At 70.6% G+C, this 20,215-nt stretch carries 24 protein-coding genes and 1 pseudogene; 16 read left to right on the forward strand and 9 right to left on the reverse strand.

All coding sequences use genetic code 11. The features are described from left to right. Positions 1-7 precede the first annotated feature (7 nt). A complete protein-coding gene (locus tag EIZ45_RS01100) occupies positions 8-574 on the forward strand; it encodes a TetR/AcrR family transcriptional regulator (protein ID WP_134661639.1) in 567 nt (188 codons plus the stop codon). Here the strand turns inward: EIZ45_RS01100 and EIZ45_RS01105 are convergent. Both EIZ45_RS01105 and EIZ45_RS01110 read right to left on the reverse strand, forming a co-directional pair. Next, positions 575-769 (reverse strand): annotated as a pseudogene (locus tag EIZ45_RS01105) (IclR family transcriptional regulator C-terminal domain-containing protein); the annotation flags it as partial. 125 nt (positions 770-894) lie between these two features. Then, positions 895-1,650, reverse strand: a complete 756-nt coding sequence (locus EIZ45_RS01110; RefSeq protein ID WP_037805676.1) for an IclR family transcriptional regulator — start codon at positions 1,648-1,650, stop codon at positions 895-897. A gap of 39 nt (positions 1,651-1,689) precedes the next feature. On the opposite strand from EIZ45_RS01110, the gene EIZ45_RS01115 reads away from it, so the two are divergent. Both EIZ45_RS01115 and dmpG read left to right on the forward strand, forming a co-directional pair. Then, a complete protein-coding gene (locus tag EIZ45_RS01115) occupies positions 1,690-2,592 on the forward strand; it encodes an acetaldehyde dehydrogenase (acetylating) (RefSeq protein WP_134661638.1) in 903 nt (300 codons plus the stop codon). After that, positions 2,589-3,614, forward strand: coding sequence for a 4-hydroxy-2-oxovalerate aldolase (gene dmpG, locus EIZ45_RS01120; protein WP_134661637.1), 1,026 nt, complete (start codon positions 2,589-2,591; stop codon positions 3,612-3,614). The genes EIZ45_RS01115 and dmpG overlap by 4 nt, the downstream gene beginning before the upstream one ends. Here dmpG and EIZ45_RS01125 read toward each other — a convergent pair. Beyond that, positions 3,608-4,213, reverse strand: coding sequence for a TetR/AcrR family transcriptional regulator (locus EIZ45_RS01125; RefSeq protein ID WP_043831042.1), 606 nt, complete (start codon positions 4,211-4,213; stop codon positions 3,608-3,610). The genes dmpG and EIZ45_RS01125 overlap by 7 nt on opposite strands. A 91-nt stretch (positions 4,214-4,304) precedes the next feature. Here EIZ45_RS01125 and EIZ45_RS01130 point away from each other — a divergent pair, with 91 nt between their 5' ends. The 6 genes from EIZ45_RS01130 to EIZ45_RS01155 all read left to right on the forward strand — a co-directional run bounded on the left by EIZ45_RS01130 (position 4,305) and on the right by EIZ45_RS01155 (position 10,062). Beyond that, complete coding sequence (locus EIZ45_RS01130) at positions 4,305-5,231, forward strand: oxygenase MpaB family protein (RefSeq protein WP_134736013.1); 927 nt, start codon at positions 4,305-4,307, stop codon at positions 5,229-5,231. A gap of 67 nt (positions 5,232-5,298) precedes the next feature. Further along, complete coding sequence (locus tag EIZ45_RS01135; protein WP_134661635.1) at positions 5,299-6,327, forward strand: LLM class F420-dependent oxidoreductase; 1,029 nt, start codon at positions 5,299-5,301, stop codon at positions 6,325-6,327. Positions 6,328-6,504: 177 nt separating this feature from the next. Beyond that, positions 6,505-7,812 carry an MFS transporter gene (locus EIZ45_RS01140; RefSeq protein WP_037805686.1) on the forward strand — a complete coding sequence of 436 codons (1,308 nt, stop codon included), beginning with the start codon at positions 6,505-6,507 and terminating at the stop codon, positions 7,810-7,812. Further along, positions 7,809-9,224: an aminotransferase class V-fold PLP-dependent enzyme gene (locus EIZ45_RS01145; protein ID WP_134661634.1), complete on the forward strand. Its 1,416-nt coding sequence runs from the start codon at positions 7,809-7,811 to the stop codon at positions 9,222-9,224. The genes EIZ45_RS01140 and EIZ45_RS01145 overlap by 4 nt, the downstream gene beginning before the upstream one ends. A 6-nt stretch (positions 9,225-9,230) precedes the next feature. After that, a complete protein-coding gene (locus EIZ45_RS01150; protein WP_304571877.1) occupies positions 9,231-9,422 on the forward strand; it encodes a hypothetical protein in 192 nt (63 codons plus the stop codon). 70 nt (positions 9,423-9,492) lie between these two features. Beyond that, the gene (locus tag EIZ45_RS01155; protein WP_134661633.1) at positions 9,493-10,062 is read left to right on the forward strand and encodes a hypothetical protein; all 570 of its coding nucleotides are present in this window, start codon (positions 9,493-9,495) and stop codon (positions 10,060-10,062) included. Positions 10,063-10,124: 62 nt separating this feature from the next. Here EIZ45_RS01155 and EIZ45_RS01160 read toward each other — a convergent pair whose 3' ends face one another. Further along, positions 10,125-10,859 carry a dienelactone hydrolase family protein gene (locus tag EIZ45_RS01160; RefSeq protein WP_134661632.1) on the reverse strand — a complete coding sequence of 245 codons (735 nt, stop codon included), beginning with the start codon at positions 10,857-10,859 and terminating at the stop codon, positions 10,125-10,127. Between the two features lie 231 nt (positions 10,860-11,090). Between EIZ45_RS01160 and EIZ45_RS01165 the strand changes: the two genes are divergently transcribed. Next, positions 11,091-11,993, forward strand: coding sequence for an NADP-dependent oxidoreductase (locus EIZ45_RS01165; RefSeq protein WP_134736014.1), 903 nt, complete (start codon positions 11,091-11,093; stop codon positions 11,991-11,993). 1 nt (position 11,994) lies between these two features. Here EIZ45_RS01165 and EIZ45_RS01170 read toward each other — a convergent pair whose 3' ends face one another. Continuing rightward, on the reverse strand, positions 11,995-13,683 hold the full coding sequence (locus tag EIZ45_RS01170; protein WP_205671767.1) for an MFS transporter: 1,689 nt from the start codon (positions 13,681-13,683) through the stop codon (positions 11,995-11,997). 132 nt (positions 13,684-13,815) lie between these two features. On the opposite strand from EIZ45_RS01170, the gene EIZ45_RS01175 reads away from it, so the two are divergent. Further along, on the forward strand, positions 13,816-14,880 hold the full coding sequence (locus EIZ45_RS01175) for a zinc-binding dehydrogenase (protein WP_134661630.1): 1,065 nt from the start codon (positions 13,816-13,818) through the stop codon (positions 14,878-14,880). A gap of 13 nt (positions 14,881-14,893) precedes the next feature. Here the strand turns inward: EIZ45_RS01175 and EIZ45_RS01180 are convergent, their stop codons facing one another. The 4 genes from EIZ45_RS01180 to mrf are packed head-to-tail and all read right to left on the reverse strand — an operon-like array spanning position 14,894 to position 17,644. Further along, positions 14,894-15,988: a GTP-binding protein gene (locus EIZ45_RS01180; RefSeq protein WP_134661629.1), complete on the reverse strand. Its 1,095-nt coding sequence runs from the start codon at positions 15,986-15,988 to the stop codon at positions 14,894-14,896. Then, complete coding sequence (gene rpmF, locus EIZ45_RS01185; protein WP_037805693.1) at positions 15,985-16,143, reverse strand: 50S ribosomal protein L32; 159 nt, start codon at positions 16,141-16,143, stop codon at positions 15,985-15,987. The genes EIZ45_RS01180 and rpmF overlap by 4 nt, the downstream gene beginning before the upstream one ends. Then, entirely contained in the window at positions 16,143-16,406 is a 264-nt protein-coding gene (locus EIZ45_RS01190; RefSeq protein WP_134661628.1) for a type B 50S ribosomal protein L31, read from the reverse strand. The genes rpmF and EIZ45_RS01190 overlap by 1 nt, the downstream gene beginning before the upstream one ends. Next, positions 16,403-17,644, reverse strand: coding sequence for a ribosome hibernation factor-recruiting GTPase MRF (gene mrf, locus EIZ45_RS01195; RefSeq protein ID WP_134661627.1), 1,242 nt, complete (start codon positions 17,642-17,644; stop codon positions 16,403-16,405). Before mrf ends, EIZ45_RS01190 begins: the two co-directional genes overlap by 4 nt. A gap of 78 nt (positions 17,645-17,722) precedes the next feature. On the opposite strand from mrf, the gene rpmB reads away from it, so the two are divergent. The 5 genes from rpmB (at position 17,723) to cobA (ending at position 20,215) form a co-directional block, all read left to right on the forward strand. Next, entirely contained in the window at positions 17,723-17,959 is a 237-nt protein-coding gene (gene rpmB / locus EIZ45_RS01200) for a 50S ribosomal protein L28 (RefSeq protein ID WP_009078885.1), read from the forward strand. Beyond that, positions 17,960-18,127, forward strand: coding sequence for a 50S ribosomal protein L33 (gene rpmG, locus EIZ45_RS01205; protein ID WP_037805699.1), 168 nt, complete (start codon positions 17,960-17,962; stop codon positions 18,125-18,127). Next, positions 18,127-18,432 (forward strand): 30S ribosomal protein S14, encoded by a 306-nt coding sequence (rpsN, locus tag EIZ45_RS01210; RefSeq protein WP_037805700.1) that lies wholly within the window; start codon positions 18,127-18,129, stop codon positions 18,430-18,432. The genes rpmG and rpsN overlap by 1 nt, the downstream gene beginning before the upstream one ends. Then, a complete protein-coding gene (gene rpsR / locus EIZ45_RS01215) occupies positions 18,429-18,674 on the forward strand; it encodes a 30S ribosomal protein S18 (RefSeq protein ID WP_134661625.1) in 246 nt (81 codons plus the stop codon). Before rpsN ends, rpsR begins: the two co-directional genes overlap by 4 nt. Before the next feature lie 314 nt (positions 18,675-18,988). Then, the gene (gene cobA, locus EIZ45_RS01220; RefSeq protein WP_134661624.1) at positions 18,989-20,215 is read left to right on the forward strand and encodes a uroporphyrinogen-III C-methyltransferase; all 1,227 of its coding nucleotides are present in this window, start codon (positions 18,989-18,991) and stop codon (positions 20,213-20,215) included.

A 20,215-nucleotide genomic window follows, 5' to 3' on the forward strand; every position in this document is an offset into this window, starting at 1 on the left:
TGCGGAGGTGACCTTGTCAAGCACGGAACCCCAGGGCGACGCCCGCGAGCGTCTTCTGGCGCGGCTTCTCGACGCCTTCGACGGGACGCTTCCCTCACCGGAGGTCTCGCTGCGCGAGGTCGCCGCCCGGGCCGACACCAGTCATGCCCTGCTGCGCTACCACTTCGGATCGCTGCCGGGGGTCCTGGCGGCGATGCTCAAGGCGCAGCGAACCCGCGACAACGAGGCACTGTTCGAGACGGCTCGCGACAGCACCTTCGACGAGTTCGTCGTGGCGATCTGGCGGACCTATACCCGCCCGGAGCAGCTGTCTCGGGTTCGCGGGTTCTTTCATGTCGCAGGGCTGGCGGCGTACCGGCCGGAGGACTTCCGCGAGCTGGTCGAGTCGCTGGACGACCTGACGAAGATGCTGGCTTCGCTCGCGGAACGCGAGGGGCGGAGTGCCAGGGATGCGCTGACGATGGCGACTGTCGCCGTCGCGGCGATTCGTGGTTTGTTGTTGCAGGAGGTGCTGACTCCGGAGGGCCATTCGGAGGATGCGGTCGCGTTGATCCTGCGGATGAGCAAGGGCTGATCAGGTCTCGGAAACCGTCCGCGACAACGCCAGTGCCACCGTCCGCACTGCGGGTGCGACGCGTTCGGTGCGCATCCGTGTCGCCCAGCCGGAGATCGACACCGCCGCCACGGCGAGTCCGTTCGCGTCGACCAGCGGGCTCGCCGCGCAGACGACGCCGACCCCGGATTCCTCGCGCTCGAAGGCGATCCCGTCTGACCAAGATGCTGGCTTTGCTCGCGGAACGGCAAGGGCACAGTGCCAGGGAGGCGCTGACGATGGCGACCGCCGCCGTTTCGGAGGATGCGGCCGCGTTGATCCTCCGGATGAGCAAGGGCTGATCAGGTCTCGGAAACGGTCCGCGACAACGCCAGTGCCACCGTCCGCACCGCGGGCGCGACGCGTTCGGTGCGCATTCGCGTTGCCCATCCGGAGATCGACACCGCCGCCACGGCGAGCCCGTTCGCGTCGACCAGCGGGCTCGCCGCGCACACGACGCCGACGCCGGATTCCTCGCGCTCGAAGGCGATCCCGTCCTCGCGGATCCGCGCCAATTGGCGGCGCAGCAACCCGGGCGCGGTGATCGTTCGCGGGCTGACCCGGGGCAGCCCGGCGTCGATCACGCGCGTCACGACGTCGTCGGGGGAGCAGGACAGGATCGCCTTCCCGACGCCGGTCGCGTGCGCGGGAAACCGCCCGCCGGTGCGCGAGGGCAGATCTGGCGCGTCCGGGCCGCGCAGCACGTCCAGGTACACCACCTCGGTGCCTTCCAGGACCGCGAGGTGCACCGTGTTGCGCGTGGCCTCCCGCAGATCCGCCAGGTACGGCCGCGCCGCCTCCACCAGACCGCGGCGGCGCACCGCGAGCTGGCCGATCTCGAAGAGCCGCAGTCCTAATCGGACCGAGGTGCCGTCGCGTTCCAGCAGGCCGGTGTCGGCCAGGTGCCCGGCGAGCCGGTGCACGGTCGTCTTCGCCAGCCCGGTCCGGCGCGCCAGCTCGGATACGCCGAGCGCGTCGTCGCCGGGGCGGAAGGCTTCCAGCACGGCGGCGACCCGTGCGGTCACGAGCCCGTCGCCGTTCCGTCCAGTGGTACGCATGGGTTGAGTGTGCCCCATCCCGGCGAGCACCGTGGCGGCATGGCGGAACGCAAGGTGACGGCCGCGATCGTCGGCCCGGGCAACATCGGTACGGACTTGCTGGCAAAACTCCAGCGCAGCGAGCACGTGGAAGTGCGCTACATGGTGGGCGTCGACCCGGCGTCGGACGGGCTCGCCCGCGCCGCGAAGCTCGGGCTCGAGACGTCCGCCGAGGGCGTCGACTGGCTGCTGGCGTGCGCGGAACTGCCGCAGCTGGTGTTCGAATCGACGTCGGCGAAGGCGCACAAGGCCAACGCGCCGCGGTACGCCGAGGCCGGCATCCGCGCGATCGACCTGACGCCCGCCGCGGTCGGCCCGCTGACCTGCCCGGCGGTGAACCCGCCCGACCAGCTGACCGACCGCAACGTCAACATGATCACCTGCGGCGGCCAGGCGACCATCCCGATCGTGCACGCGGTTTCGCGGGTGACGCCGGTGTCGTACGCGGAGATCGTCGCGTCGGTGTCGTCGCGGTCGGCCGGACCGGGCACGCGCGCGAACATCGACGAGTTCACCGAGACCACCTCGCACGCGATCGAGAAGGTCGGCGGCGCGGACAAGGGCCGCGCGATCATCATCATCAACCCGATGGACCCGCCGATGATCATGCGCGACACGGTGTTCTGCGCGGTCGACCCGGACGCCGACTTCGACGCGATCAGCGAATCCGTGCACCGCATGGTGAAAGACGTCCAGCAGTACGTGCCGGGCTACACGCTCAAGGCCGACCCGCAGTTCGATCCGCCGCGCCCGGACTGGCGCGGCAAGGCCCGCGTGGGCGTCTTCCTCGAGGTCGCGGGCAACGGCGACTACCTGCCCAAGTACGCGGGCAACCTCGACATCATGACCGCCGCCGCCGCGCGCGTCGGCGATCTCTTCGCCGCTCAGGAGGTGGCCGCGTGAACAACACCGACGTCCGGCTGGTCGACACCACTCTGCGCGACGGCAGCCACGCCATGGCGCACCAGTTCACCGAAAAGCAGGTGCGCGACACCGTCCGCGCGCTCGACGACGCGGGCATCTCGCTGATCGAGGTGACCCACGGCGACGGCCTCGGCGGTTCGACCTTCAACTACGGCTTTTCCTTGGTGGACGAGCGAAAGCTGATCGCCGCGGCGGTCGACGAGGCGAAGCAGGCGAAGATCGCCGTGCTCCTCCTGCCCGGCCTCGGCACGGTCACCGACCTGCGCGCGGCGGCCGACCTCGGCGCGGGCGCGGTGCGGATCGCGACCCACTGCACCGAGGCCGACGTGTCCATCCAGCACTTCGGCGCGGCCCGCGATCTCGGCCTGGAAACCGTCGGCTTCCTGATGCTGTCGCACATGTCGTCCCCGGAGGACCTGGCGAAGCAGGCCCGGATCATGGCCGACGCGGGCTGCCAGTGCGTGTACGTCGTGGACTCCGCGGGCGCGCTGATCCTGGACGACGCGTCCGACCGGGTCGCCGCGCTCGTCGCGGAACTCGGCGACGACGCCCAGGTGGGCTACCACGGGCACCAGAACCTGAGTTTCGGCGTCGCCAACTCGGTGCTCGCGTACCGCGCGGGCGCCCGGCAGATCGACGGTTCGCTCGCCGCGCTCGGCGCGGGGGCGGGCAACTCGCCGACCGAGGTCCTGGCGGCCACGTTCGAGCGGCTCGGCATCAAAACCGGCGTGGACAAAGACGTGCTGATGGAAGCCGCGGAGAACGTGGTGAAGAAGTACCTGACCCGGCTGCCGGTGATGGACCGGTCGTCGATCATCCAGGGCTACGCCGGCGTGTACTCCAGCTTCCTGCTGCACGCCGAACGCGCCGCCGAGCGCTACGGCGTCCCGGCGCACGAAATCCTGTACAAGGTCGGCGAAGAACGCTACGTCGGCGGTCAGGAGGACATGATCATCGACATCGCGCTGCGGCTGCGCGACGAGCGGGCAGCCGCTCAGTGAGCTCCAGGGTCGAAAGCGTCCGCGCCGAGCACGAGCTGCACGCAGTGCTCGACGAGACGCTCGCGGCTCACCTTCAGCGTGCCGTCGAGGTAAGCGATGAACACGTTGCTGAGCGCGCCGACGAGACCGATCGCCACCAGCTGGCGGCCGGTTTCGTCGCCGCGCGACAGCTGTTCGCCGACAAGCGTGGTGAACGCCGGGAGCAGGTGCAGGCCGCGCCGGGTCAGCGCCGGATCGGTCAGCGGCGCGAGCAGCAGCACGCGGCCCTTGCGCGGGTCGTCCAGCACCAGTTCCACGAACGCGGTCACGGCGCGTTCGGCCCGGCGGCTCGGATCGGCTTCGCCGGAAACCGCGTCGGCCAGCGCTTTTCTCGCCTGGTCGCCGACGTCCTCGTACACCGCGGCGACCAGGCTTTCCCGGTCGGCGAAGCTTTCGTAGAAGTACCGCTCGGTCAGTTTCGCCGACCGGCACACCGCGCGGACGCTCACCGCCGCGCTGCCCTGCGCGCCCAGCAGGTCGAGCCCGGCGGCCAGCAGCTGGGCCCGGCGCTGGGCCTTGCGGTCGTCGAGCGTCGTGCCCGCCCACGTGCGGCCCGGCATACCCGCTCCCGTCCCGAGTTGACCACAGATGTTGTCACATCCTAACCTGACAACAGCTGTAGTCACTTCGCCGACCCGCCGAGGAGCCGCGATGAGGGACGCACCGGAGCCGCTGGGACCGGACTCGCTGACCTGGAAGTACTTCGGAGACTGGCGCGGGCTGCTGATCGCGCTGTGGGCCGGGTCGATGCAGAACATGCACCCGGGCCTCGGCGCGGGCGTCGAGGAGCATTCGAGGTTCTTCGAGGAGCGCTGGCAGCGGCTGTTCCGGTCGCTGTACCCGATCGGCGGCGTGGTCTACGACGGCCCGCTCGCGCACCGCACGGCGCTGGAGGTGCGCGGTTACCACGACCGCATCAAGGGCGTGGACGCGAAAGGCCGCCGCTACCACGCGCTCGACCCGGACACGTACTACTGGGCGCATTCGACGTTCTTCGTCAGCACCGTCCTGATCGCCGACCATTTCATGGGCGGCATCGGCGAAGAGGAGAAGCGCACGCTGTTCGACGAGCACGTGCGCTGGTGGCGGATGTACGACATGACGATGCGGCCGGTGCCGGAATCGTGGGAGGACTTCCAGCGGTACTGGAAGCACATGTGCGCCGAGGTGCTGGAGGACAACAAGGCCACCCGCGACGTCCTCGACCTCCGCGGCATCGCGAAACCGCCGTTCCTGCCGTGGCTTCCGGATCCGCTGTGGAAACCGGTCGCGAAGATCATCGCGAAACAGTTCGTGTGGCTGACCGTCGGGCTGTACGACCAGGAGGTGCGCGACCTGCTCGGCTACCGCTGGACCGCGCGGGACGCCCGGCGGCACCGTCGCGTGGGCAAGCTGATCAACGCGGCGTTCTCGCTGCTACCGCACGACCGCCGCTACCATCCGCGGGCACGGGCGGGCTGGCGGCGCGCCCGCGGCGAACTGGCCCCGGGGACGCCGCCGGTCGAGACCCCGCGCCGCAATCTTCCCCCGCTCGCCGAGCGCGGGAAACCGGAGCACTACTCGCCGGACGTGCCGTGAAGGACTCCTTCCGGGACTCTGGTTCCCGGAAGGAGCCCTGCACGGGCTTCGAGATCAGGAGGGCTTGATGAAGCTGGGCTTTCACCTCGGGTACTGGGGGAGCGGGCCGATCCCGGGCGCGCAGGAGACCGTGCTCGAAGCCGAACGGCTCGGATTCGACTCGGTGTGGTCGGCCGAGGCGTACGGGTCGGACGCGTTCACCCCGCTGGCCTGGGTCGGCGCGGCGACCAGCCGGATCAAGCTCGGCACCAACATCGTGCAGATGTCCGCGCGCACCCCGACCGCGACCGCGATGAGCGCGCTGACCATGGACCACCTGTCCGGCGGCCGGTTCGTGCTCGGGCTGGGCGCGTCCGGGCCGCAGGTGGTGGAGGGCTGGTACGGCCAGCCGTATCCGAAGCCGCTGGCGCGCACGCGCGAGTACGTCGAGATCGTGCGCAAGGTGCTGGCCCGCGAGGAACCGGTGACCCTCGACGGGCAGTTCTTCCAGCTGCCGCTCAAGGGCGGGACCGGACTGGGCAAACCGCTCAAGCCGACCGTCCATCCGCTGCGCGCCGACCTGCCGATTTACCTCGCCGCCGAAGGCCCGAAGAACGTCGCGCTGGCCGCGGAGATCTGCGACGGCTGGCTGCCGCTGTTCTTCTCGCCCAAGTCCGACGGCTTCTACCGGGCCGCGCTGGAGGAGGGCTTCGCCCGCCCGGGCGCGCGGCGGAGCGGCCTGGACGGGTTCGAGGTCGCCGCGTCGGTGCCGGTGATCGTGCACGACGACGTCGAGGAGGCGGCGAGCTTCATCAAGCCGGCGCTGGCGCTCTACATCGGCGGGATGGGGGCGAAGAGCGTGAACTTCCACCACGACGTGTTCGCCCGGCTCGGCTACGCGGACGTGGCGGACAAGGTGCAGGAGCTGTACCTGGCGGGGCGGAAGGAAGAAGCGGTCAAGGCGATCCCGACTTCGCTGGTCGAGGACACTTCGCTGATCGGCCCCGCGGAGAAGATCCGCGAAGAGCTGGCGGCGTGGGAAGCGACGGTGGTGACGACGCTGCTGCTGCGCGGGGACGCCGGGTCGCTGGCGAAGGCGGCGAAAGCGCTGTCCTGACGAGAGAAGGTCGTGAGCGGCGAGGCCGGTCAGAACCGGCGTCGCCGCTCACGAGGCGGTAGTCGGCCCGGTACGGCCAGTGCATCACGACGGTGGCACGATTCCTCCCGACCACTACCCGGAACCGGCGAAGATCCATTAGGCATGCGTTCGTCGTTCCGCCTTGGAGGAGGACCTTTGGCGTCGCTGTCCCGCCGCACGAGATTCCGCTACTCGCTCGGCTCCTTCGTCACCGGCGGGTTCGGCACGGTGCCCGGGCTGCTCCTGCTCCCGTACCTGACCGACACCATGGCGGTGCCCGCCGCGGCGGCCGGGATCATCGTGTTCGTGCCCAAGGCGTGGGACGTGGTCTTCAACCCGGTCGCCGGGCGGCTGTCGGACGCCGACCTCGCGCGCACCGGCAGCAGGCGGCGCTTCCTGCTGCGCGGTGGGATCGGCGTCGCGATCCTGTTCTTCGCCTTGTTCGCGCATCCCGGCTTCGGCACGCCGGTGTGGGACGCGACGTACGTCGTCGTGATGTTCTTCCTGTGCGCCACCGCGTACGCGTTCTTCCAGGTGCCGTTCAACGCGCTCCCGGCCGAGCTGACCGATTCCGCCGAGGAACGCACGAAGCTCACCAGCGTCCGGATCGGCGTGCTGGCGGTCGCGGTGCTGGTGTCCGGCGGCGGCGCCCCGGCGATCACCGACCTGCTGCCCGGCGTGGCGGGCTACCGGGTGATGGGCCTGGTGATGGCGGTGATCATCCTGGCCGCCACGCTCGGCGTCTACTTCGGCCTGAAGGGCGCGCCGGTCGGCTCGCTGCGGCCCAACACGGTGCGGCTCAAGGAATTGGCGCGCACCATCGCGCAGTGGCGTTCGTTCCGGTGGCTGATGGGCGTCTACTTCATCCAGGCGCTCGGCATCGGCACCGTGCTGGCCGCGATCCCGTACTTCGCGCAGCACGTCCTCGGCGACCCGAGCTACCGCACCTACCTGTTCGTCGGCTTCGTCGGGCCCGCGCTCGTCACCATGCCGCTGTGGCCGCGGGTGGGCGCGCGCTGGGGCAAGCTCGCCGGCTTCCGGATCGCCACCACGTCGTTCTTCGTCGGCTTGGTGGCGATGTACTTCGCTGACCGGCTCCCGTTCGCCGCGACGCTGGTGTTCGTCGCGCTCGCCGGCGTCGGCTACGCGGGCATTTCGGTGTTCCCGCTGGCGATCTTGCCGGACCTGATCAGCGCCGAGGAAGAGCGAACCGGCGAGACCAGGGCGGGCGTGACGGCCGGCGTGTGGACCGCGTCCGAAACGCTCGGGCTCGCGCTCGGGCCGGGACTGTTCGGGCTCGTGCTGCAGGGCGGGAGCTACGTGTCGAGCACCGGCACGACCGCCGTCCCGCAGCCGCATTCGGCGATCACCGCCATCGTGATCGGCGCGTCGGTGCTGCCCGCGGTGCTGATCGCGCTCGGCATCCCGCTGCTGCGCCGTTCGGTCCTGGAGAAGCAGGCGTGAACGACGTACTGGCGCGGCTGCGCGAACTCCGCTCCGGCGACCTGCCGACGCACGGCGGGCGCACGCTCGCTTACGTGTACGACAGCGGACTGTCCGAAGTGGACGAAATCGCCGCCGCCGCGCACGCGCTGGCCAGCTCCGCCAACGGACTCGACCCGACCGCGTTCCCCAGCCTGCTGCGGATGGAGAACGACCTGGTCGCCCGCGCGGCCGGACTGCTCGGCGGGACGCCGGAGACGGTCGGCACGGTGACGTCCGGCGGCACCGAATCGTGTCTGCTCGCGGTCCTCGCCGCCCGCGACGCGCGGCCGGACCTCGCTGCGCCGTCGATCGTGCTCCCGGAAACCGCGCACGCCGCGTTCCACAAAGCCGCGCATCTGTTCGGCGTGCGGAAGATCGTGGTGCCGGTCGATCCGGAGACCTTCCGTGCGGACCCGGCGGCGATGACCGCGGCCATCGACGACTCCACCGTGCTCGTCGTGGCGAGCGCGCCGTCGTACGCGCACGGCGTCGTCGACCCGATCGAGGAGATCGCCGCCGCCGCTTCGGGACGCGGGGTGCGCATGCACGTGGACGCGTGCATCGGCGGCTGGGTGCTGCCTTACTTCGCGAAGCTCGGCGCGGACTTGCCGCCGTTCGACTTCCGCGTTCCGGGCGTCACCAGCATTTCCGTGGACCTGCATAAATACGCCTACTGCGCCAAGGGCGTCTCCGTCCTGTTGCACGCCTCGGCGGAACTCCGGCGCACTCACTACTTCGCAAGCGCCGCCTGGCCCGGCTACACGATGCTCAACCCGACGCTGCAGAGCACCCGCTCCGGCGGTCCGCTCGCCGCCGCGTGGGCCGTCGTGCACCACCTCGGCGAGGACGGTTACCTCCAACTGGCCTCGCGGACGCGGGAAGCCGTCGGACGGATTCGTGCTGGCGTGGCTTCGATTCCGGGCCTGCACGTGCTGGGCGAGCCGGTGTCGACGCTGGTCGCGTTCACCGGCTCGGACGGCTTCGACCTGTTCACCGTCGCCGACGAGATGAAGGTACGCGGCTGGTACGTCCAGCCGCAGTTCGCGCACGGGACTTCTCCGCTGAACCTGCACCTCACCGTCACCGCCGCGAACCACGGCAGCGAGCCGGAATTCCTCGCCGATCTGACGGCCTCGGTCGAGGCGGCGCGGACGCAAGGCCCGGTGCGGGTCGATCCGGACGTCGCCGCGTTCGTGGCCGCGTTGGATCCGGAAACATTGACGTCTGAGCAGTTCGGTGGGCTGCTCGCTGCGGCGGGTCTGACCGGTGGCGGTGGGTTGCCGGAGCGGATGGCGTCGATCAACGCGTTGCTGGCGGCTGCGCCGGAAGCGTTGCGGGAGCGGCTGTTGGTGGAGTTTCTGGGCGCGCTGTACACGCCGTCGCGCGACTAGTTCATCGTGCGGCGCGGCACGTGGCTGACGTCTGAGCAGTTCGGTGGCCTGTTCGCCGCGGCGGGCCTGACCGGCGGCGGCGGGTTGCCGGGGCGGATGGCTCTGGTCAATGCGTTGCTGGCGGTTGCGCCGGAAGTGTTGCGGGAGCGGCTGTTGGTGGAGTTTCTGGGCGCGCTGTACACGCCGTCCCCGGAGTAGCGCAACCGATCGGCCGGTCGCCCGTCCAGGGATCGTGGGGAGTTCCGAGGAAAATCGAAGACCGGGTTTGGTGCGGGCTGCAGTCGTCTTCGTGTGCGGCTGGCTGCCCCTGGCCGCGGTGAAGTACTTCGCCGTCGGTCTCGGCCGGGCTATTCCGTTGCCCGAGATCCTGTACCTCGCTCCGGCGTGGCTGCTCGCCGCGATCGGGACCGCGGTCAGCGCGCGGATGGCGACGCGCAGGCTGGGCCGACGCGGCGCGGCCGGATGGGCGGTGGCCACCGCCGCGGTGATCGCGCTGATGGTCTGTGTCAACTGGGTGCACTTCCATGCCACGACCTGGTACGCGATGCACAGGTCGGAGTACGCCGCCGTGCTGCGCGATGCCGAACACCGCGTGCCGACCGAGCCGTTGCCCGAAGACGTCTTGTCGATCGACACCGGGAACGGCCCGCGGGTGTGGTACATCCGCGTCTGGAAGGGGTTTCTCGCGTGCTCGGCCGGATACGCGCACTTCGATGGTTCTCCGGAGAAGTACATGCCCGGCGTGGTGATCGACTCGCACGACTACCTTGACGACGGCCTGGGCTGCGCCCTCCATCCCACGGTCGAGGTCGGCGACGGCTGGTGGTGGGTCGAGTAGCGGCTGCACCCGGCGCCCGGTCGTGATTCCAGACCGGTGCGCCGGGCCAACTGTTCAACGCCTCAGCCGCGGGGCAAGGCGCGTCCGAGAAGCGGCACTAGGTTTTCCCAGTGCTGCCGCAGCGCGGCGGGATCGAACGTGTCGGTGTCGGCCATGGTGAATCCGTGGACCGTGCCGGGGTAGATCTCGGACGTGCAACTGACCCCTGCGGCATCGAGCGCGCGGTTGAGTTCGGCGAGAGTTTCCGGCGTCAGATCCGATGCGGCGTGGCCGAAGTGCGCTTCCGCGGTGATCCGGGAGAAGACATCCGGCCCGGCAGCGCCGACCGGGGCGTGGAATCCGGCGACCGCGGCCACCTGATCCGGATGGGTCGCAGCGGTGCGGACCGCGAGAAGGCCGCCGATGCAATAGCCGGTGACCCCGACCGGCCCCGCACTGACTTCGGGCTGGGCGGCGAGGAATTCGAGATAAGCGGCGGCGTCACGAAGGACCAGTTCGGGGGTGTGCGCTTCGATCATGGGCAGCACGCGAGCGAAAACCCCGGGACGCTCCTCTGCTCCGATGAACTCCGGAAGTTCGAGCACTGGCGCCGGGCCGTGCCGGTAGAAGTAGTTGGGCACGAGCACGTAATAGCCGTGTCCGGCCAGTTCTTGGGCCATCTCGCGGATTACGGGCCGGATCCCGAAGCCGTCGGCGTACATCAGCACGCCGGGGTGCTGTTCGCCGTCGACGGGGAACGCGGCGAACGCGTCGGCCTGGCCGTCAGGGGTGGGGATCCGCAAAGTCTTGTCGGGCATGAATTCTCCTGTCGTCGGTTGAGGTGGCTGTCAACACGACGAAGCAGGCGGGGCCCGCGCGGCGCTCGGAAGAGCACCGGGTAGCCGATCCGTGAGTGGCGCAATGCCGTCCCGGTAGTCATCGCTGATCAACCTAGCCCATCGCGCGGCGCCGGTCGACCCCGCGGCTTGACGTCAAGTCCGCTTGATGTCGAACACTGGCGGTGATCGACACGAGCGCTGGAGGCGGCGATGAGCAAGGCGATGGGGGTCCGCGAACTGGGCGGGCCGGAAGTGCTGCGGCTGGAGGAGGTGGCGGAACCGCGTCCCGGGCCGGGGGAGGTCCGGATCCGGGCGAAGGCGGCGGGGGTGCAGGCGTTCGACATCGCGGTGCTCGCGGGGCTCATCCCGGTGCCGGAACCGGGCGCGTTCACCGTGCCGGGCAACGAGTTCGCCGGAATCGTCGACGAAGTCGGGGAAGGTGTCGCGGGATTCACCGCGGGCGACGAGGTGCTCGGCTTCGGGCGGCTGGGGGCGTATCAGGAATTGGTCGTCGCCGGAGCGGACCAGGTGGTGCCGAAGCCGCCGGAGATGCCGTGGGAGGTCGCGGGCGCGTTCACCGCGGCGGCGCAGACGGCGGAGATCGCGATCGAGCGGATCAACGTCGGTCCCGGCGACACGGTGCTGGTGCACGGCGCGGCAGGCTCCGTCGGGGCGATGGCGGTGCAACTGTCCCGGTTGCGTGGCGCGAAGGTGCTCGGCGTCGCGCGTCCGGCGTGGCACGAGCAGGTGCGGGCACTCGGGGCGATTCCCCTTGCCTACAGCGAGGATTTCGTCGAACGGGTGGCTCCGCACGGCGTCACGGCGGCGATCGACGGGGTCGGCGGCGTCGCGCTGGAGTACACATTGGACCTCGTTAAGGACCGGTCCCGGATTCTCACCCTGGTCGAGCACAACCGCGCCGACGGACTGGGCATCAAGCTCACCGTGAACGACCGCTCGGCGGCTCGGCTCGCGCGGTTGGCGGCTCTGTATGCGAAAGGCGAGCTGACGCATCGCATCATGGCGACCTTCCCGCTCGCCGAAGCCGCCGAAGCGATGCGGACCTATCAGGCGGGCAACATCCACGGCAAGATCGTGCTCACGATGGACTGACTTAGTCCTGGTGGAAGTACCGCTTCCCGCGCGACGCGGACGCCAGCGCGGCGACCAGCGCCATCACCGCGGCCGCGACGAACACGGTGACCAGTCCGTCGTGGAACGGCCCGGAAATGAGGGTGGGGAAGAACTCCTTGCCGGTCAGCGCGGCGGAATCGGCGGGGGAGAGCTGGCCGAGCACGCCGGGGCCGACCAGGTGCGCCACCGGGTTGCTGCCCAGGAACGCGGCGAAGAGGGTGCTCACCGGCGGCAGCTGGGCGATGTTCGCGGCGACGTCCGCCGGGACGCCGTGCGCCTGCAGCCCGCCGGTGAGCGTCGCGGGCAGCGATCCGGCCAGCCCGGCGATCATGAGCGAGAAGAACACGCCGATGGACAGCGACGTCCCGGAGTTCTGGAACGTCGAGCGCATGCCGGACGCGACGCCGCGCTGGTTGTCCGGCACGCTGCTCATGATCGCCGAGGTGTTCGGCGCGGAGAACATGCCCTGCCCGATGCCGCTCAGCACGAGCAGCAGCGCGAACGCCGGGTAGCTGAAGTCCACCGGCAGCGCGAGCAGCCCGAGGAAGGACCCGGCGACCAGCAGCAGGCCGCCGGTGGAGAACAGCCGCGCGCCGAACCGGTCGGAGAGGAATCCGGACACCGGTCCCGCGATCAGGAACCCGGCGGTGAGCGGCAGCAGGTAGATCCCGGCCCACAGCGGGGTCTGCTCGTAGTCGTAGCCGTGCAGCGGGAGCCAGATCCCCTGCAGCCAGATGATCAGCATGAACTGCATCCCGCCGCGCGCGACCGCGGTGAGCAGCGCCGCGAGGTTCCCGGCGGTGAACGCGCGGATCCGGAACAGCGACAGCTGGAACATCGGCGACGGCACTTTGGTCTCGATCACGCAGAACCCCGCCAGCAGCGCGATCCCGGCGCCGAGCCCGCCGAGCACCCACGGGTTGCCCCAGCCGGTGGCCGCGCCGCCGTAGGGCTGGATACCGTAGGTGATCGAGGCGAGGATGACCGCGGTGCCGAGCGCGAAGGTCACGTTGCCGCCCCAGTCGATCCGCGACCGTTGCGGTGTGCTGATCTCGCGCAGGCTGCGGATCGACCAGACGGTGCCGAAAATGCCGAACGGCACGCTCACCCAGAACACCGCGCGCCAGTCGAGTTCGGCCAGCAGCCCGCCCGCGACCAGGCCGAGGAACTGCCCGGCCAGCGCGGTGATCTGGTTGACGCCCAGGGCCATCCCGCGCTGTTCGCGTGGGAAGGCGTCGGTGAGGATCGCGGCGGAGTTCGCGGTGAGCATCGCGCCGCCGACGGCCTGCACCACCCGCCAGCCGATCAGCCACAGCGCCCCGCCGCCCGCGTGGAACGGGTCGAACGACAGCGCCACCGAGGCGGCGCTGAAGATCACGAACCCGATGTTGTACATCCGGACGCGGCCGAACATGTCGCCGAGCCGCCCGAGCGTCACCACCAGGACCGCGGACACCAGCAGGTAGCCGAGGATCATCCACAGCAGGTAGCCGATGTTGGCCGGGGCCAGCGGGTCGAGCCCGATGCCGCGGAAGATCGCCGGCAGCGAGATGATCACGATCGACCCGTCCAGCGCCGACATCAGCACGCCGAGCGTCGTGTTGGAGAGCGCGACCCACTTGTAGCGCCCGCCGTGCCGTGCCTGGGTGTCGATCGTCCGGTCCGCCACAATCGACAGCCTAGACTGATAAACCTAGCCTGTTCAACTCGTGCGAAACGGACGAACCATCCTGGTAGCGACGGACTCCTGGTTGCCGCCCCCGATTGTGCCGACGATGGGGGCGGGACGAAGGAGGATTCGGTGAAGGCTGCTGTGCTCAGGGAATTCGGGCGCCCGTTGTCGGTCGAGGAGGTCGCGGAGCCGGTGCCGGGCACCGGGGAGGTGGTGGTGGACGTCGTCGCGGCGCCGGTGCTGCACTACACCGCCGAGGTGGTCAGCGGCGCCCGGCGGTACGCGCTGGAACTGCCCGCGATCCTGGGCACCGGCGCGGTCGGACGGGTGCGGTCGGTCGGCCCCGACGCGACGAAACTCCGGCCGGGCGATTGGGTCCGCTGCGACCCGACCGTCCGCTCCCGTGACGACGCGGTGACGCCGGACGTCGTCCTGCAAGGCTTGACCGCGCGCGGCGACGGGGGACTGGCTCTGCAGCGCCACTTCCGGAACGGCGGGTTCGCCGAGCAGATCATGGTCCCGACGGAGAACGCGGCCCCGCTGGGCGAGATCGACGAGGCCGACGCGGGCCGGTGGGCCGCGCTCGGGATCTGCCTGGTGCCGTACGGCGGCCTGCTCGACGGCGGATTGCAGCCGGGGGAAACGGTGCTGGTGAGCGGCGCGACCGGCACGTACGGCGGGGCGGCGGTGGCCGTGGCGCTCGCGATGGGCGCGGGTCAGGTGATCGCGCCGGGTCGGAACCGGTCGGCGTTGGCCGATCTGGAGCGGCGCTTCGGCCACCGCGTCCGGACGGTCGTGGTGAGCGGCAACGGAGACGAGGACCGCGAGGCCATGCTCTCCGTGGCGGGACCGGTGGATCTGGTGCTGGATCTGCTGCCGCCGTCCGCGTCGGTCGCCGCCGTGCGCGCGGCCGCGATGACGGTCCGGGAGTTCGGCCGCGTGGTGCTGATGGGCGGGATCGGGGACGACCTCGCGCTGCCGTACCCGTGGCTGATGCTGAACAGCGTGACGGTGCGGGGCCGGTGGATGTACCCGCGCGACGCAGTGCCGAAGCTGATCGCGCTGGCCCGGTGCGGACTGCTGGACTTGACGCAGTTCTCGGTGGACGAGTTCGCGCTGTCCGCGGTCGGCGAGGCGGTGGAGCACGCGGCTGCGGTGGGTGGCCGGTTCCGGCTCACGGTGGTGCGGCCGTGAGCCGGAACTGTCCTTAGTGGACGTGGACCGGTTCCCATTCGGGGAACGGGTCGTCGGTGGCGAGGCTGTCGGAGAGGCAGGTTTCGAGCGCGCCGAGCAGCGCGGCGTGCTCGAGTCCGACGCCGATGAACACCAGTTCCTGCCTCGGCCCGTCAGCAACGCCCTGTGGCTCGAACCGTGCGACGCTGCCCGCCTGTGACCACAGCCCGAGCGTGCCTGGCCGGGTGCTGAGGCTGAAGAATCCCTTCGACCGCAGCACCGTGCCGAACTCGCCGGAGTCCAGTCGCGAGGTCACGAACTCCCACAACCGCGCCGGGTCGAACGCGCGCGCGGAGCGGAACACGACGCTGGAAATGCCGTACTCCTCGGTCTCCGGCACGTGATCGCCGTTCAGTTCCGCCACCCAGCCAGGCGCTTCCTGCGCGCGTTCGGCGTCGTACCGGCCAGTGCCGAAGACCCGCTCCAGCGGCACCCGGCCGAACTCGGCGGACACGATGTCGGCGGCCGGGTTGAGGCGGCGCAGCGAGGCGAGCAGCCGGTCCCGTTCGGCCGGGGCGACCAGGTCGGTTTTGTTCAACAGCAGCACATCGGCGAACTCCACCTGGTCCATCAGCAGGTCGCTGACCGTCCGCTCGTCGCCCTCGTACTGGTCCAGCCTGCGCTCGGCCAGGCTGTCCCCGCGCGCCAGTTCGCGCGCGAAGTTCGCCGCGTCCACCACGGTGACCATCGTGTCCAGCCGCGCCGACGACAGCACCGGGGAGCCGTCGTCGGCGGGGAAGGAGAACGTCGCCGCGACCGGCATCGGCTCGGAGATGCCGCTCGACTCGATGAGCAGGTGGTCGAACCGGCCGTCCTCGCACAGCCGGGCGACCTCGTCGAGCAGATCCTCGCGCAGGGTGCAGCAAATGCACCCGTTGGTCATCTCGACCAGCCGCTCCTCGGTCCGCGACACGCTGTCCCGCACGAGCGCGGCGTCGATGTTGACCTCGCTCATGTCGTTCACGATCACCGCGACGCGCAGGCCCTCGCGGTTGGCCAGGATCCGGTTGAGCAGCGTGGTTTTCCCGGCACCGAGGAATCCGGAAAGGACAGTGACCGGGACGCTCACCGCTCGAGCCGCTGGAAGTGCTTGATCAGCTTGCGCGGCACCAGTTTCCGCTCGCCGTCCACGACGATCGGCACCAGGTCCGGCGCCGCCGCCTTCCACTGCGAGCGCCGGGACCGGGTGTTGCTGCGCGACATTTTCCGCTTCGGGACGGCCATCAGCGCGCACCCCCTGCGCGGCGCTGCCCGTACCGGCGGTGGAACTTCTCGACCTGGCCCGCCGAGTCGAGGATCCGCTGGGTGCCGGTCCAGAACGGATGCGACCACGAGCTGATGTCCACCACCACGAGCGGATAGGTGTTCCCGTCGGACCATTCGATGGTCCGTTCGGAGGTGGTGGTGGAGCGGGTCAGGAACGCGTCGCCGGTCGACGAGTCCTTGAAGACCACCGGGTGGTAGTCGGGGTGGATGCCGGGTTTCACAGGGTTTCGTCCTTCTGGTTGGCGGCGTTCGCGTGCCGGTCGGGTTCTTCGGTTTCTTCGCAGGGGTCCTCGTGCCAGTCCCCGAACGGGTCGGGGTAGGCGCGCCAGGCCGCTTCGCCTTCGGCGAGTTCGGCGTCGGTGAGCAAGGCGGCTTGCAACGCGCTCTCGATCTCCGCGGGAGCGGCCTGATCGGTGACGATCACCAGCTCCTGCGCGCGGTCGCCGTGCACCGGGTCCCAGCGCAGCGAGGCGAGCGTGCGGCGTTCGGGGGAGACGTCGGCCCAGTCCGGTCCGTCCGGCGAGGCGAGCCACGGGCCGGCGTGCCCGATGCCGAGTCCGCCGCCCGCCGATTCGATCCAGAACGCGACGTCCGGCTGACTCGCCACCCAGGCCCGGCCACGAGTGCGGACCACGCCGTCGAGCAGCAGGTCGATCGCCTCGTGCAGCCGCTCGGGATGGAACGGGCGCTGCGCGGTGAACCGCAGCAGTTCGATGCCGCAGTCCGGGTGCAGCGGCGGCGCGCCGCGCAGCAACGCGCCGTGCAGGTCGGTGACCTCGCCGCGGCGGGCGTCGGCCGGGATCGCGGCGAACAGCCCGGCGGCGTCGGTGCGGGCCAGCTCGACGCGTGGGACGGACGGCGCGACCCGGTCCAGCACCGCGGCGGATTTGGCCGCGCACCACGCGTCCGGCGCGGCTCCGGCGAGCACGAGCACGTCCGCGGATTCCACTTGGGACAGTGCGACCTGCGCGACCGTCCGCTCGTCCTCGGGGCTGCCCTGCAGGCCGCGCTCGGCGAGCAGGTCGTCGCCGGTGACGTCGGCGAGCCAGGTCGCGCAGTCCAGCACGGTGAACACCGCTTCGAGTTCGACGTCGTCGCTCACCGGGCGGTCGCCGACCAGCACGTTGCGGATCGCCCAGCTCACCGGCTCCGGCTCCATCGCCTCGTCCAGCCGCACCACGATGCGGTCGACCTGCGGCATCCGGGCCAGCCGGCGCAGCAGCGGCAGCAGGTCCTCGCGCAGCGTGCAGTTGACGCAGCCGTGCGCGAGCTCGAGCGGGGTCAGCTCGTCGCGCCCGCGCAGCAGGATCCGGCGGCGGACGACGCCGGAGCCGATGTCGCGCAGGTCGTGGTGGACGACGGCGGTGCCGGGGCTCGCGCGGAGCAGGAGCGCGGCGAGGGCGCCGGTGCGGGCGATCCCGCTGCAGAGCACGAGCGGGACACGCGGACGTTGGGGCACTGGATCTCCAGACGACGGGGCGGGGTACGGTGACGAGCGTAGTTGAACATGAATGTCACTATCAACTTGGGAGGGTCCGTGTCAGCCGTGTGCCAGGTCACCGGCCGCAAGCCGGGCTACGGCAAGCAGGTCTCGCATTCGCACCGCCGCACGTCGCGCCGCTGGGAGCCGAACCTGCAGACGCGCCGCTACTACGTGCCGAGCCTCGGCCGCACCGTGCGGCTCAAGGTGTCGGCGAAGGGCATGAAGACGATCGACAAACGCGGCATCGACGCCGTCGTCGCCGATCTCGTCGCGAAGGGAGCGAAGTTCTAGATGGCGAAAAGCACCGACATCCGGCCGATCGTCAAACTGCGGTCGACCGCGGGCACCGGCTACACGTATGTCACCAAGAAGAACCGCCGCAACAACCCGGACCGGATGGTGTTGCGGAAGTACGACCCGGTGGCGCGCAAGCACGTCGAATTCAAGGAAGAACGCTGATGGCGAAGAAGTCGAAAATCGCGAAGAACGAGCAGCGGAAGGTGATCGCCGCGCGGTATGTGGAACGCCGGCGCGCGCTCAAGGCGGTGATCGCGTCGCCGTCCGCCTCGGCCGACGAGAAGGCGGACGCAGTGGTTGCGCTGCAACGGATGCCGCGCGACGCGAGCCGCACGCGGATCCGCAACCGCGACGCCGCCGACGGCCGTCCGCGCGGATACCTGCGGAAATTCGGGCTGTCCCGGGTGCGCATGCGGCAGATGGCGCACAACGGGGAACTGCCCGGCGTCTCGAAGTCGAGCTGGTGATCGCCGTGCCCAAACCGGACCGCGCGCCGCGCCGCCGCCCGAATCCCTTCCACACGGCCGGAATCACCCAGGTGGACTGGAAAGACGTCGACCTGCTGCGGAAATTCATCTCCGACCGGGGCAAGATCCGGGCCCGCCGGGTCACCGGATTGACGCCGCAGCAACAGAAACAGGTGGCGACCGCGATCAAGAACGCGCGGGAGATGGCGCTGCTGCCGTACCCGACGGCGGCGCGGAGCTGAACCCGCGGGCAAGGCTGGGCGGACGCGGGGCCGCCCAGCCGCGCCCGGCGCTGCCAAGCCCGAACCGTCCGGTATTCCGTTCCGGTGGCGAATGGTCGCGCTTGTCCGCGAAGCCCCGGCCGCGATTCGGCCCCGCGATGTCGTCCGTTGACCAGGGTGCGGGAGCCGTCGTGTCCCCAGGTCACCCGAGCGGAAGCTGGAGCACGGTTGCCCGCCCGCAGCGGTCGAGTTCGTGTCTGCCCTCGGGCGGCGTTCAGCGTGGCATGACCCACGCTCGCCGTGCGAACCGGCGCCCCGCCCATATGCTTCCGCGCATGGACGACCCGCACTACCTTTCCGGCCTCAACCTGACCGGCCGCCGCGTCGTGGTGTTCGGCGGCGGTTCCGTCGCCCAGCGCCGGCTGCCCCGCCTGATCAGCGCGGGCGCCCGCGTCGAACTGGTGTCGCCGCACACGACGCCGTCGGTGCAGGGGATGGCGGACGCGGGCGAACTGGTGTGGCATGAGCGCCGCTATGCCGAGGGCGACCTGAAGGACGCCTGGTACGCGCTGGCCTGCACGAACGACCCGGAGACCAACGCCGCGATCTGTGCCGAGGCCGAGCGGGAACGCGTCTTCTGCGTCCGCGCCGACGAGGGCGAGTCGGGTTCGGCGGTGACCCCGGCGACCGGGCGGCACGGCGGTCTGCTGTTCGGCGTCCTGTCCGGCGGCGAGCCGCTCCGCTCGGCCGCGGTCCGCGATTCGATGCTGGACGGCCTGCACGCGGGCACGATCGAGGACGGCCGCCAGCCGCATCCGGAAGGCACGCTGCCCGGCGTCGCGCTGGTCGGCGGCGGGCCCGGCGACCCGGACCTGATCACCGTCCGCGCCCGGCGGCTGCTCTCGCGCGCCGACGTCGTGGTCGTCGACCGGCTCGGCCCGCGCGATCTGCTGGACGAGCTCGCGCCGGAGGTCGAGGTCGTCGACGCGGCGAAGATCCCGTACGGCCGCGCGGCGAGCCAGGACGTGATCAACCGGACGCTCATCGAGAAGGCCAAGGAAGGCAAGTTCGTCGTCCGGCTCAAGGGCGGCGACCCGTACCTGTTCGGGCGCGGGTTCGAAGAGGTCCAGGCGTGCGCCGAGGCGGGCGTGCCGGTGACCATGGTCCCGGGCATCACCTCGGCGTTCGCGGTGCCCGCGGTGGCCGACGTGCCGGTGACGCACCGCGGGGTCGCGCACGAGGTGGTCGTCGTGTCCGGGCACGTCGCGCCGGGGGACGAGCGGTCGCTGGTTGACTGGTCGCTGCTGGCCCGGATGCGCGGGACGATCGTGCTGATGATGGGCGTCGAACGGCTGCCGAAGTTCGCCGCCGCCCTGCTCGAAGGCGGCCGACCCGGCGACACGCCGGTCGCGGTGATCGAGGACGGGACGATGCGGACCCAGCGGGTGCTGCGCTCGACGCTCGCCTCGGTGGCCGAGGAAGCGGCGGCCGCGGGAGTCCGCCCGCCGGCGGTGATCGTGTTCGGCCCGGTGGCCGGGCTGGACCGGAATCAGCCCGGATAA

Origin of the sequence: Amycolatopsis sp. CFH S0740, assembly GCF_004522315.1 — a bacterium.
Lineage (GTDB): Bacteria > Actinomycetota > Actinomycetes > Mycobacteriales > Pseudonocardiaceae > Amycolatopsis > Amycolatopsis nivea.